The sequence below is a fragment of the Citrobacter europaeus genome, from assembly GCA_020099315.1.
Taxonomy (GTDB): Bacteria; Pseudomonadota; Gammaproteobacteria; order Enterobacterales; family Enterobacteriaceae; genus Citrobacter; species Citrobacter europaeus.
Map to the genome: position 1 here is coordinate 1279909 of CP083650.1, position 13423 is coordinate 1293331.

9 protein-coding genes are annotated in these 13423 nt (G+C 54.3%); 7 read left to right on the forward strand and 2 right to left on the reverse strand.

Annotated elements, in window-relative coordinates:
* Nucleotides 1–53: 53 nt before the first annotated feature.
* From entC to entH, 5 genes are read left to right on the forward strand one after another with little or no spacing between them, the layout of a single operon-like run.
* Nucleotides 54–1229 (forward strand): isochorismate synthase EntC, encoded by a 1176-nt coding sequence (entC, locus tag LA337_05915; protein UBI17233.1) that lies wholly within the window; start codon nt 54–56, stop codon nt 1227–1229.
* 33 nt (nt 1230–1262) lie between these two features.
* A complete protein-coding gene (entE, locus tag LA337_05920; GenBank protein UBI17234.1) occupies nt 1263–2873 on the forward strand; it encodes a (2,3-dihydroxybenzoyl)adenylate synthase EntE in 1611 nt (536 codons plus the stop codon).
* 13 nt (nt 2874–2886) lie between these two features.
* Nucleotides 2887–3744, forward strand: coding sequence for an isochorismatase (locus tag LA337_05925; GenBank protein UBI17235.1), 858 nt, complete (start codon nt 2887–2889; stop codon nt 3742–3744).
* Complete coding sequence (gene entA, locus LA337_05930; GenBank protein ID UBI17236.1) at nt 3744–4499, forward strand: 2,3-dihydro-2,3-dihydroxybenzoate dehydrogenase EntA; 756 nt, start codon at nt 3744–3746, stop codon at nt 4497–4499. Before LA337_05925 ends, entA begins: the two co-directional genes overlap by 1 nt.
* A gap of 2 nt (nt 4500–4501) precedes the next feature.
* Nucleotides 4502–4915: a proofreading thioesterase EntH gene (gene entH / locus LA337_05935; GenBank protein ID UBI17237.1), complete on the forward strand. Its 414-nt coding sequence runs from the start codon at nt 4502–4504 to the stop codon at nt 4913–4915.
* Between the two features lie 38 nt (nt 4916–4953).
* Here entH and LA337_05940 read toward each other — a convergent pair whose 3' ends face one another.
* Nucleotides 4954–9291 (reverse strand): autotransporter outer membrane beta-barrel domain-containing protein, encoded by a 4338-nt coding sequence (locus LA337_05940; GenBank protein UBI17238.1) that lies wholly within the window; start codon nt 9289–9291, stop codon nt 4954–4956.
* A 498-nt stretch (nt 9292–9789) separates the two neighbouring features.
* Here LA337_05940 and cstA point away from each other — a divergent pair, with 498 nt between their 5' ends.
* The gene (gene cstA, locus LA337_05945) at nt 9790–11895 is read left to right on the forward strand and encodes a carbon starvation protein CstA (GenBank protein UBI17239.1); all 2106 of its coding nucleotides are present in this window, start codon (nt 9790–9792) and stop codon (nt 11893–11895) included.
* Nucleotides 11896–11958: 63 nt separating this feature from the next.
* Entirely contained in the window at nt 11959–12156 is a 198-nt protein-coding gene (locus tag LA337_05950) for a YbdD/YjiX family protein (GenBank protein ID UBI17240.1), read from the forward strand.
* 97 nt (nt 12157–12253) lie between these two features.
* Here LA337_05950 and LA337_05955 read toward each other — a convergent pair whose 3' ends face one another.
* The gene (locus LA337_05955) at nt 12254–13342 is read right to left on the reverse strand and encodes an oxidoreductase (GenBank protein ID UBI17241.1); all 1089 of its coding nucleotides are present in this window, start codon (nt 13340–13342) and stop codon (nt 12254–12256) included.
* Between the last annotated feature and the right edge of the window lie 81 nt (nt 13343–13423).

A 13423-nucleotide genomic window follows, 5' to 3' on the forward strand; every position in this document is an offset into this window, starting at 1 on the left:
GAAAATATAAATGATAATCATTATTAGAGCCTTTATCATTTTTGGAGGATGATATGGATATGTCACTGGCCGAGGAAAAAACGCAGACTATGCCGACGCTCGCTCCCGACAGTTTTTTCTTTATGTCGCCGTATCGTAGTTTTACGACGTCAGGATGCTTCGCCCGCTACGCGGAACCGGCAATTGATGGCGATTCGCCAGACAGCCCATTCCAACAAAAAATGCATGCACTGTTTGCGGATGCCAAATCGCAGGGCATCGCGAACCCCATCATGGTAGGGGCGATTCCTTTTGATACCCGCCAGCCGTCATCGCTGTTTATTCCCCGCTCGTGGCAGACGTTCTCCCGAACGGCGAAGCAGCAGTCATCACGTTACTTTAACGCACATCAGTCGCTGAACGTTGTTGAACGTCAATCGATCCCGGAACAGGATTTCTTTGAAGATATGGTCAGCCGGGCGGCTGCGCTGACGGCAACCCCGAAAGTCGACAAAGTGGTGTTGTCACGCCTGATCGATATCACCACCGATGCCAACATTGACAGTGGCGCGCTGCTGGAGCGCCTGGTGGCGCAAAATCCGGCCAGCTACAACTTCCATGTGCCTCTGGAAGACGGCGGCGTATTGATTGGCGCCAGCCCGGAACTGCTGTTGCGCAAAGAAGGCGATCGTTTTAGCTCATTGCCGCTGGCAGGCTCGGCACGTCGTCAGCCAGATGATGTGCTGGATCGAGAGGCGGGGATCCGCCTGCTGGCCTCCGAGAAGGATCGCCATGAGCACGAACTGGTGACGCAGGCGATGAAAACCGTCCTGCGCGATCGCAGCCGTGAACTGCAATTGCCTTCTTCACCGCAACTGGTTACCACGCCAACGCTCTGGCACCTTGGCACACCGTTTGAAGGTAAAGCCAACGCGCAGGAAAACGCCCTGACGCTGGCGTGTCTGCTGCATCCGACGCCTGCGCTGAGCGGTTTCCCACATCAGGTTGCACGCAACATTATCGCCGAGCTGGAGCCGTTCGATCGCGAACTGTTCGGCGGCATTGTTGGCTGGTGCGATGCCGAAGGTAACGGTGAATGGGTGGTGACGATCCGCTGCGCGAAGCTGCTGCGTAATCAGGTTCGTTTCTTTGCTGGCGCCGGGATTGTTCCGGCCTCTTCCCCGGTTGCGGAATGGCGTGAAACGGGGGCCAAGCTCTCCACGATGTTGAATGTTTTTGGACTGCATTAAGAGCCTTATTGACCAGGCTTCTGAGGAGCGATAATGAGTATTCCTTTCACCCGCTGGCCGGAGGAGTTTGCCCGCCGCTATCGTGAAAAAGGTTACTGGCAGGATTTGCCGCTGACCGACATTCTGACCCGTCACGCAGAAAGCGATCATACGGCGGTAATTGATGGTGAACGCCATCTGAGCTATCGCCAGCTAAATCAGGCCGCTGACAATCTCGCCTGCAGCCTGCGCCGTCAGGGGATCAAACCCGGTGAAACCGCGCTGGTACAACTGGGCAATGTGGCTGAGCTGTATATCACCTTCTTTGCGCTGCTCAAGCTGGGCGTAGCCCCGGTGCTGGCGTTATTCAGCCATCAGCGTAACGAACTAAACGCCTATGCCAAACAGATTGAACCGGCGCTGTTGATTGCCGATCGCCAGCATGCGCTGTTTAGCGGGGACGATTTTCTTAACGCGTTTGTGGCTGAACACAATTCAGTGCGCGTGGTGCAACTGCGTAATGATGAAGGTGAACACAATCTACAAACGGCGATAAGCCAACCTGCGACTGATTTTACCGCCACGCCGTCGCCCGCTGATGAGGTGGCGTACTTCCAGCTTTCCGGCGGGACGACCGGGACGCCAAAGCTAATACCTCGTACCCATAACGATTACTACTACAGTGTGCGTCGCAGCAATGAGATTTGCCGCTTCACCGGGGAAACGCGTTATCTGTGCGCGATCCCGGCGGCGCATAACTACGCCATGAGTTCGCCTGGCGCACTGGGCGTATTCCTGGCCGGCGGCACCGTGGTGCTGGCGGATGACCCGAGCGCAACCCTGTGTTTCCCGCTAATAGAACGGCATGAGGTTAACGTCACGGCGCTGGTACCGCCTGCGGTGAGCCTGTGGTTGCAGGCTATTGCGGAATGGGGCAGCAATGCGCAATTGGCTTCGCTGACGTTGTTGCAGGTTGGTGGGGCACGTCTTTCCGCCACGCTTGCGGCGCGTATTCCTGCAGAGATTGGCTGCCAGCTGCAGCAGGTCTTCGGCATGGCGGAAGGGCTGGTGAACTACACCCGTCTGGATGATAGCCCGGAGCGCATCATCAATACCCAGGGTCGCCCAATGTGTCCCGATGATGAAGTCTGGGTGGCGGACGCTGATGGCAATCCATTAGCCCAGGGTGAAACCGGACGCCTGATGACGCGTGGCCCTTACACCTTCCGCGGCTACTTCAAAAGTCCAGAGCACAATGCCAGCGCCTTTGACGCCAACGGTTTTTATTGTTCCGGCGATCTGATCGCTATCGATCCGGATGGTTATATCACCGTTCAGGGACGCGAGAAGGATCAGATCAACCGTGGTGGGGAGAAGATCGCTGCTGAAGAGATTGAAAACCTGCTGCTGCGCCATCCATCGGTGATCCATGCCGCGTTGGTCAGTATGGATGACGAACTGATGGGCGAGAAAAGCTGTGCCTGGCTGGTGGTAAAAGAGCCGCTGCGCGCGGTGCAGGTGCGTCGTTTTCTACGTGAACAGGGCGTGGCGGAATTCAAATTACCTGACCGCGTTGAATGCGTTGAGTCATTACCGCTGACCCCGGTTGGGAAAGTGGATAAAAAACAATTACGTCAGTGGCTGGCAGCACGTTCACTGGCCTGAAGGAGAAAAAGAGATGGCAATTCCTAAACTGCAGGCTTATGCGCTACCCACGGCGCTTGATGTTCCTGTGAACAAGGTCGACTGGGCGTTTGACCCTGAACGCGCCGCGCTGCTGATCCACGACATGCAGGATTATTTTATCGGCTTTTGGGGTGATAACTGCCCGATGATGGAGCAGGTTGTCGCTAACATCGCCGCACTGCGTCAGTACTGTAAAGAGCATAACATTCCAGTGTATTACACCGCTCAGCCGAAAGAACAGAGTGATGAAGACCGCGCTCTGCTCAATGATATGTGGGGACCGGGTCTGACGCGTTCACCGGAACAGCAAAAGATTGTTGAGGCGCTGGCCCCGGATGAAGCGGATACCATTCTGGTGAAATGGCGTTACAGCGCATTTCATCGCTCCCCGCTGGAACAGATGCTCAAGGAAACCGGTCGTAATCAACTGATCATTACCGGGGTGTATGCGCATATCGGCTGTATGACCACCGCAACGGACGCCTTTATGCGTGATATCAAGCCGTTTATGGTTGCCGATGCGCTGGCGGACTTTAGCCGTGACGAGCATCTGATGTCGCTGAAATACGTGGCAGGGCGGTCCGGGCGCGTAGTGATGACTCAGGAGTTATTACCGACCCTGGTCCCGGCCACTAAGGATGCGTTGCGCAGCGTTATTCTGCCGCTGCTGGACGAGTCTGAAGAGCCGATGGATGATGAAAACCTGATCGACTACGGGCTGGATTCTGTGCGCATGATGGCGTTGGCGGCGCACTGGCGTAAAGTTCATGGCGACATTGATTTCGTGATGTTGGCGAAAAATCCGACCATTGACGCCTGGTGGACGCTGCTCTCCCGCGAGGTGAAGTAATGGCCGGATTTGATTTTGCAGGGAAAACCGTCTGGGTAACCGGGGCGGGAAAAGGGATTGGCTATACCACGGCGCTGGCATTTGCGCATGCTGGCGCTGAGGTGACAGGATTCGATCGCGAGTTTCCTCAGGATAACTACCCGTTTACGACCGAAGTGCTGGATGTGGCGAATGCCGGACAGGTGGCTGAGGTGTGCCAGCGCGTCCTTCAAGCGCGCGAGCGTTTGGATGTGTTGGTCAATGCCGCAGGTATTTTGCGTATGGGGGCCACCGATGCGCTGAGCGCTGAGGAGTGGCAGCAGACGTTTGCGGTAAACGTTGGCGGGGCGTTCAATCTGTTTCAGCAGACGATGGCGCAGTTTCGTCGCCAGCAGGGCGGGGCGATCGTGACCGTCGCGTCGGATGCGGCGCACACACCGCGTATCGGCATGAGCGCCTACGGCGCGTCAAAAGCCGCGTTGAAAAGCCTGGCGCTGACCGTCGGACTTGAGCTGGCGGGTAGCGGTGTGCGTTGTAATGTGGTTTCACCAGGCTCGACCGACACTGACATGCAGCGTACGTTGTGGGTTAGTGATGACGCGGAGCAACAGCGCATTCGTGGGTTTGGCGAGCAGTTTAAGCTAGGTATTCCGCTGGGGAAAATCGCCCGGCCGCAGGAAATCACCAACACCATTTTATTTCTCGCCTCTGACCTTGCCAGCCACATTACGCTGCAGGATATCGTGGTGGACGGCGGCTCTACGCTGGGGGCATGACCATGATCTGGAAACGTCATTTAACGCTGGATGAACTGAATGCTACCAGTCAGAACACGATGGTGGCGCATCTTGGCATGGTTTATACCCGACTGGGGGATGATGTGCTGGAAGCCGAAATGCCGGTGGATAGCCGCACGCATCAGCCGTTTGGCCTACTGCACGGCGGCGCGTCGGCGGCTCTGGCGGAAACGCTGGGTTCGATGGCGGGTTATCTGATGACGCGCGACGGGCAGTGCGTGGTGGGGACGGAACTGAACGCTACCCATCATCGGGCGGTTGCGCAGGGGAAAGTGCGCGGTGTCTGCCAGCCGCTGCACCTCGGGCGTCAGAGCCAAAGCTGGGAAATCGTTATCTTTGATGAACAGGGACGACGCTGTTGCACCTGTCGTTTAGGCACTGCAGTGATGGGGTGAAGATAAGCGCGTCGTTTAGACGCGCTTCGTAACACCAGTTACCAGCTATAGCGCAGATTAAAACTCCCGTTGAGATCGCGGTAGTCGTTATTACCTTTCTGACCTGCCGCCTGGACGCTGACGTTCCACTGGCTATTGAGATTCGCCTGAATTCCCACTTTTAGCTCGCTGCGATCGGCAGGAAGATCCTGTTTTACCGTTGCGTTATCAAATGATACGGCCAGATCGTCGGTGGAGTGTAGCCAGTTAATCTCTGCGAATGGCCGGACAGTTGCATCGACGAATGAAAGCTGGCTATCAATTCGCAGACCAAGACGTGTGGTCCAGCTATCGCCATTTTGCCCGTCTATGCGTGTACCATTTGTCTCAACGCTATCTGCCTCGTAGCGTTGCCAGATAACCTGCGCCTGTGGCGTCAGGCTTACTGTGTTAGCGCTGCTCATATTCATGTCGTAGCGATAACCGCTTTCCAGCGAAATCGCGTGAGCCAGGGAGTCGTAATGCGTTGAACCGGCATTGCCATTCTCGACGCTGTTATTGTAGAAGCCATACTGATACCACGTATCAACATACCAGCCGCGATGTTGCCGGGCATCAGAGAACCAGGTGGCATACGCGCCAAGATTGTAACCGTCGATATCGCCTGTGGCTGTAAACTGACTGCCATCCGCGCCACGATTTCCGGTGCTGTCGGTACTGCCGTCAAGGTAACTGGCCATCAGGCCAAACGTGATGCTTTGCTGATCATCGCGCCAGGTTGCAAGGTCGCTGCCAAGCTGAAACTGGGTGTAATCGCTGTCTATGTCGATATTGCCGTTTACAGCCGATGTGTCCGTTTTTCCGCCTTTCATTCGCGCCCAGACGCTTCCTTCGGCCGAGCGGTACTGGCTCCCTTCACGATCGAACAGCGTTTGCATCTGCAGGCTACGCGCCAGCCATTGGTTGCCCAGATAAGCGCCTATATCGGCGCGATATTGTGGATTTGTCGGGGTAACGTCGCTACCGCCGTCATCAGGATCGACCGGTGTGACGTCGCTGCCGCCGTCATCAGGATCGACCGGTGTGACGTCGCTGCCGCCATCGTCAGGATCGACCGGTGTGACGTCGCTGTCATCAGGATCGATCGGAGTGACGTCATCATCCGGGTCGTCGGGTGTTTCTGCTTTGGAACGCAAATACCAGCTTTCGTTATCTTCATACAGACGATACTCATACAGGCCGATTTGAATCTGATTACCAAGAGAAAACGCGTTATCTGATGACACCCCACCGACGTCAACAATCTCGATACCTTGATCGGTATATGCACCCACGCCATCCACATTATTGATGTAGAGCGTGGTGCTGCCGTTTACATTACCCGAGACAATGAGCTGGTCGGTTGGTGAATTATCATCGCCCAAACTGGCGTTAAGTGAGAGCTGACCGCCGTTGCCCGTGTAGTCGCCGTTGATGATTAACGCATTCCCGGGAGTCGAACCACTGCTGCGGATTACGCCCTGGTTGGTCACATTGCCATTAACGATCAACTGGCTGTCTGGCGTTGTGCTATCGCCAAAACTTAGCAGGCCGAGGTTATTCACCGCGCCGTTGATTACCCCGTTGCCGCCGAGGGTGGCTCCGGCTTTGACATTGACGCTCTGTTTGCTGCCTTCAGCGCCGATAGCGCCCGATTCAGTCAACCACAGCGTTCCCTGCTGAATGTCTGTGATTCCGCTCCAGGTATTCTTTGCGGTAAGGGTGAGCGTGCCGTCTCCTTTTTTGGTCAGACTTTTACCGTCCCATCCAGTGGTGGCGTTGGGTGAGGTATCTGCCAGCAACCCATTGACGGTAAATGTCTGGCCCGCGTCAAGGGTAAACGTACCGTGTGCAGGCGTAGAGACCGCGGCGGAGTCTCCGGCGTACCAACTGAGCCCCACGCCCAATTCATATTGGGTATTATCAAGGGCGTTAACCTGACCAGAAATCGCGATATAGTCGGGCAGGGTATCCGGATCGGTTGAGATCGAAGCGAAATCGCTCACGATTGCGGAGTCGGCATCAATTAGCGTAACCGTGTCGATGTCTGCCAGTTGATTGTCTGAGGTCAGCGCGTTGAGATCCAGCGCATTACCCGAATTGCTGATGTGTAGATCGCCGCCGGGATTAACCTGTCCGCCGGTAATTAGCGGGTTAGCGGACCGACTGGCCAGCGCCGCGGCGCTTAAATCGACGCTGAGAATACTGCTTTCTTTCAGCGTGACCTCGTCAGCATGCACGGTGCTGTAAGTTCCGGCTGCGTGGTCTGCCGCCAGCTCAAGGGTTCCTGCGTTAGTCAGCGTCGTGAGCGTGGAATCATCGGTAACCCGCCACAGGCTCTGGTCGGCAAGGTTAAGGTTGAGGATTGAATCAATACCCTGGTCGTTGAAGCTTTCATTAACCGAGGTTGCCCCGGCGAAATAAGAACCCGCGTCCATATTGAGGTTGATATATCCCCAGCCGCTGTTAACGATGTCGCCGGTTATGGTCATTTTCCCTGAGCCATTTACCGTCCCGCCAGGTAGAACATTCCCGCCCGAAGAAACTTTCGGATTCCAGATGGCAACGCCGCCGTCGGCGATAATGGTGGTATCGCCCGTCAGATTCACGATACCGCCATCTTGCACTATCACACCGTAACCACTGCCGTTAGCGCCGGTCATATCAATAGTCAGGTTATCACCATTGATGATGCCTGCATGGGTAAAATCCCCATCGCCGATAGCCCAAAGACCGTAAGGATCGTTACCGCTCATGATGATATCCGTATTGGATATATTGATCGTCGCGCCGCTGTATTGGGCTGATGCGCCATAGCCGTTCACCGCGTAGATAGTGTTTCGCTGCCCTGCTGAACCGTTGAAATTTATGGTTGTCGGGGCGCTGTAGGGGGTGTTGGCCACAATACCGTTGGTTGTGTGGCCTGTGGAATTTCTTCCATCAATAGTGCTGCCTTCGCCAATGTTGGCGACGGCAGCATGCATGCTGCTCATTAGTGTAAGGGCGGTGGACTGCGCGGTCGTGACGGTCAGATTTTTGGCATTGAATTCACTGTATCCTCGGCCGGTCAAGTAAATTGTGGATGCAGTCCCGTTTGCGCTAATGGCGCTGTCTGACCCTAAATCAACCACGCCGCCTTCTATTCGAAGCCCTTCCGTCTTCTGGCCGGTGACGTCAAAGGTGAGATTGTTGGCCTTTACTGTCCCGATGGCATCATCTTTGGTGGTTGCTGAATAATCATCAACAATCATCCCGTATCCTTCGGAGAAACCGTGCACGGTAATGGTGGAATCATTGCCAAAATCCACGTTGCCGCTGATGTCCGCGCCCGTACCTTTTGCGCGCTCGGTAGAGGTTGTGGAAAGGGTGATATCAAGGCTATCTGCCGTAAAATAACTTTGTGAACCAGAAACGAGTCCATATGCCGTACCTCCAGGCATTGAGAGCGTAATTGCGCTGTTCTTGCCCAGATCAACTTGGCTGTATTGCCCCTCCTGGATACCATAAATCGTGGTGCCTGTTCCTGCCTCTGATACGGTGAAATCAATGTTCAGCCCGTTCGCGTTAACCTGGGTGTTTTTTCCAAGATAGAGCGCGCTGCCGCCGGCTGTGCCGCTGGTTAATTCTATGCGGCTGTCATCCCCAAAATTGAGCGTGGTACCGTTTGCCCAGTATGTGTCGATACCGACGGCCTTACCGGTTGCTTCGGTGTTAACCTGGATTATTCCAGCATTCATGGTTAACGTATTATTGTCGTCATAGAAATAGACACCCGTCGCATTACCATTTTGGGATTCGGTGACAATTTTACTCTTGTTGCCGAAATTCAGCGTGGCGTTTTCTGTATGAACGTTAATTCCGTAAGCATCTTTTTTACTAATGGTATTAATTGATATATTATCGGCGTTTATATTTGTACCTGGACTGGTGTTGTTAATATAAAGACCTGTGGTTGATGCTGTTTTCGCCGTTCCTGTGTCCGTAACGTTAATCTGTGTGCCGTTACCTAAATTATTACTGGCGCTGTTATCAAGCTTTACCCCAACAGAGCCACTATCACCAGTAACGTTAATGGTGGCTTTACCATTAATTTGTACGCCTTGCCCCCCTGAGGACAGGCTTTCGATACCCGTGGTGCCATCAACAGACGTCACTGTATCGCCATCATTTAAACTGATGGTTTCACCGCTAAGCGGACCGTAGTCGCTGGCATGAACGCAGTTTGCCGTTAATCCAACCACCGATAACACCAGGCCCGCGACGGTTGCGCGGACCCGATGATCGCCCTGCGAGAGTTCTGAAGTCACCACAAACATATTTCTGGCGATATTCCAGACGATGCGATAGCATTTATTCATAATTTATATCCTTATACGGCCATCCTGAACAACCTGGCGCTGAAAAAATTCTGCTTAATTAATTTTATTTTTTATATGGATGATTTTGTCATTAAAACTGGTGATGCGGATATATTCTTTGCTTTAAAATCGGTGGTTAAAATGAAATAAAGCACTAACTGCATACAAAATCAGGATAGTCTGAATCCATAAATGTATTAACCGTATAAATTGAGAAGTTCAGGTTAATATTGTTAATAAATATCCTTATTGATAATAAAAATATTAAGTGACTCGCTCTGCATCATGCCGGGAGGAGATGTGGACAAAACATTGAGGGGTTGGCACATAGCGCGCAATTTTTTCAGTTGTCTCTGCGTTGATAGTGATCAAGTTAACAATACAATGTAAAAAATCAGTGATATATCCGCTTTACATGGTTGTCAGGTTGTTAAATCAAGAAAAGATGTTATAGAAACAAAATGTAACATCTCTCTGACCAGGATAACGGATACAACTATGAACAAATCAGGGAAGTACCTCGTCTGGACATTGCTCTCCGTAGTGGGAGCATTTGCCCTCGGCTATATCGCATTAAACCGTGGTGAACAGATCAACGCGTTGTGGATAGTCGTGGCGTCGGTCTGTGTCTACCTAATCGCTTATCGTTTCTATGGCCTGTACATTGCGAAAAATGTACTGGCGCTGGACCCGACGCGTATGACGCCAGCCGTGCGTCATAACGATGGTCTGGACTATGTTCCTACCGATAAAAAAGTGCTGTTTGGTCACCATTTTGCGGCGATTGCCGGAGCAGGTCCGTTAGTTGGACCTGTGCTGGCGGCGCAAATGGGCTATCTGCCAGGTATGATCTGGCTGCTCGCCGGGGTAGTGCTGGCGGGGGCGGTACAGGATTTCATGGTGCTGTTTGTTTCTACCCGTCGCGATGGTCGTTCCCTTGGCGAACTGGTGAAAGAAGAGATGGGCCCTACGGCGGGCGTCATTGCGCTGGTGGCCTGTTTTATGATCATGGTGATTATCCTTGCGGTACTGGCGATGATCGTCGTGAAAGCGCTAACCCACAGCCCGTGGGGCACTTACACCGTCGCGTTTACCATCCCGCTGGCGATCTTCATGGGGATTTACCTGCGTTATCTGCGCCCGGGCCGCATTGGTGAAGTGTCGGTCATCGGTTTGGTATTCCTGGTGTTTGCTATTATTTCCGGCGGCTGGGTCGCTGAAAGCCCGACCTGGGCGCCGTACTTTGACTTTACCGGAGTACAGCTGACGTGGATGCTGGTGGGCTACGGCTTTGTCGCTGCCGTGCTGCCGGTGTGGCTGCTGCTGGCGCCGCGTGATTATCTTTCTACTTTCCTGAAAATCGGCACCATTGTTGGTCTGGCGGTAGGGATTCTGATCATGCGTCCGACGCTGACCATGCCTGCGCTGACTAAGTTTGTTGATGGTACTGGCCCGGTCTGGACCGGTAACCTGTTCCCGTTCCTGTTTATTACCATTGCCTGTGGCGCGGTATCGGGCTTCCATGCGCTGATCGCTTCCGGTACCACGCCGAAGATGCTGGCGAATGAAGGGCAGGCCTGCTTTATCGGCTACGGCGGGATGCTGATGGAATCCTTTGTCGCCATCATGGCGCTGGTTTCTGCGTGTATCATCGATCCGGGCGTGTACTTTGCGATGAACAGCCCGATGGCGGTGCTGGCTCCGGCGGGGACGGTTGACGTAGTCGCTTCTGCGGCGCAGGTGGTCAGCAGTTGGGGCTTTGCCATTACGCCGGACACCCTGCATCAAATCGCCAATGAAGTCGGTGAACAATCCATTATCTCCCGTGCAGGCGGAGCGCCGACGCTGGCTGTAGGGATGGCGTACATTCTGCACGGCGCGCTGGGCGGTATGATGGATGTGGCGTTCTGGTATCACTTCGCCATTCTGTTTGAAGCGCTGTTTATTCTGACGGCGGTAGATGCTGGTACACGTGCCGCGCGCTTTATGCTGCAGGATCTGCTGGGCGTGGTGTCACCGAGTCTGAAACGTACCGATTCGCTGCCTGCGAACCTGCTGGCTACAGCGCTGTGCGTGTTGGCCTGGGGTTACTTCTTGCACCAGGGGGTGGTGGATCCACTGGGCGGTATTAATACTCTGTGGCCGCTGTTCGGTATTGCCAACCAGATGCTGGCCGGTATGGCGCTGATGCTCTGTGCTGTGGTGTTGTTCAAGATGAAACGTCAGCGCTACGCATGGGTGGCGCTGGTGCCAACGGCATGGCTGCTGATTTGTACCCTGACCGCTGGCTGGCAGAAAGCGTTTAGCCCGGATGCGAAAATCGGCTTCCTGGCTATCGCCAACAAGTTCCAGGCGATGATCGACAGCGGCAACATTCCGGCGCAGTACACCCAGTCGCAGCTGACGCAACTGGTATTTAATAACCGACTGGATGCGGGACTGACCATCTTTTTCATGGTGGTCGTTGTGGTGCTGGGTCTGTTCTCCATCAGAACTGCGCTGGCAGCGCTGAAAGAGGACAAACCGACGTCGAAAGAAACGCCGTACGAACCGATGCCTGAGAATGTCGAAGAGATCGTGGCGCAGGCGAAAGGCGCGCACTAATATTCTCTTAACCAACGAGCCCTCTCCTGAACGGGGAGGGCGTTTGTACGACAGGGAAACACTATGTTTGAAACGCTCTCCAAAGCTGGGAAATATTTAGGTCAAACCGCCCGATTAATGATAGGTGTGCCGGATTACGACAACTATGTTGAACATATGCGCGTCACGCATCCGGACCAGATGCCAATGACCTATGAAGAATTTTTCCGCGAGCGTCAGGATGCGCGCTATGGGGGGAAAGGCGGCGCGAAGTGCTGTTAATTTTTTGCCGGATGCGCTGACGCTTATCCGGCCTACAACAATGCTTTGACCGTAGGCCTGATAAGGCGAAGCCGCCATCAGGCAACCCGCACCCTAATCACACCGTAAACGACTCTACCTTTTCGAACGCTGCGCGCAGGGTCTGCGGCGTTAACGTTACCGGCAGCGCGTGAATGGACTCCACAGGGCGCAGAGTGTGCGCGATAACCTTATCGAGTTCGACGCGGTTATTGATGTTCACTTCCAGTTGAGCTAATCGGGTTGGCAGGTTGAAGCGCTGATAAGCGGTAATCAACTGCGCCAGCACATCATCTTGTCCCAGCAGCGCGCTCTGCACCAGTATGCCGTACGCCACTTTGGTGCCGTGTAAAAACTTCTCCGTTTGCGGGAGGACGGTCAGGCCATTGTGTACCGAATGCGCGGCCGCCACGCGGGTATAGCGCTCGCCCAGACCGCCAACCATGCCGCCTCCGGCAATAATAGCATCCACCACATCGCAAAACGTTCGGCTTAGCGTGCCTTGTTGTTTGTCTGCCAGCGCCTGCTCGCTGCTTTCCAGCAGGACGTCGCGGATCGTCTGCGCAGCATGGATACCCAGACGCACGGTAAGCGGCAGGGTTTCCGGTTGAGGTGCGAGCACGACGGCCTCGTACCATTTCGCCAGCGTGTCGCCAATCCCCGCCAGTAAGTATTCTTCTGGCGCATGGAGAACGATCTCGGGTTCTACCAGTACGAGGAAGTTGGCATCCGCGAAAATTTCAAAATGTAGCGCCTGTCCAGCATCGTTATACCAGACGGAGAGCGGTGTCCAGGCGGCGCAGGTCGCCGCGATAGTAGGAATACCGACAAAAGGCAGACCCAGACGACGGGCCAGCGCTTTGGCCGTGTCGAGCAATGTTCCGCCGCCCACGCCAATCACCACGCTGCGATTCTCTCCTGACTCTTTTGCCAGTTGAGCGACATCTGTTTCACTGCAATGACCCGTAAACAGCAGACGTTTAGCCCCGGCAAGATGAAAGGCCTCTGGCAGATAAGGTCGGGCTGCATCGATGGCGCGCTGACCATATACCCAGACGGCGCGTGAGAGTTGATCCCCGGTGAAAAAATCGTTGAGTCTCGACAGGCTGCCGGGATGGGAAAAATAGTTGGCCGGGCCGGTGACGACGCGAATCTCGGTATTACTCATGTTGTGTTGTCCTTTTGGCTGTCCTGTCCAGGCAGGTTATTTTTATATAGACGTCTGAACGTCTTGATTGCCAAATACTAG

Bases quoted from the DNA above. Each gene is read 5' to 3' on its own strand.
- entH (UBI17237.1), top strand. From the start codon at position 4,502: ATGATCTGGAAACGTCATTTAACGCTGGATGAACTGAATGCTACCAGT.
- LA337_05950 (UBI17240.1), top strand. From the start codon at position 11,959: ATGTTTGAAACGCTCTCCAAAGCTGGGAAATATTTAGGTCAAACCGCC.
- entA (UBI17236.1), top strand. From the start codon at position 3,744: ATGGCCGGATTTGATTTTGCAGGGAAAACCGTCTGGGTAACCGGGGCG.
- entC (UBI17233.1), top strand. From the start codon at position 54: ATGGATATGTCACTGGCCGAGGAAAAAACGCAGACTATGCCGACGCTC.
- LA337_05925 (UBI17235.1), top strand. From the start codon at position 2,887: ATGGCAATTCCTAAACTGCAGGCTTATGCGCTACCCACGGCGCTTGAT.
- LA337_05955 (UBI17241.1), bottom strand. From the start codon at position 13,342: ATGAGTAATACCGAGATTCGCGTCGTCACCGGCCCGGCCAACTATTTT.
- LA337_05940 (UBI17238.1), bottom strand. From the start codon at position 9,291: ATGAATAAATGCTATCGCATCGTCTGGAATATCGCCAGAAATATGTTT.
- cstA (UBI17239.1), top strand. From the start codon at position 9,790: ATGAACAAATCAGGGAAGTACCTCGTCTGGACATTGCTCTCCGTAGTG.
- entE (UBI17234.1), top strand. From the start codon at position 1,263: ATGAGTATTCCTTTCACCCGCTGGCCGGAGGAGTTTGCCCGCCGCTAT.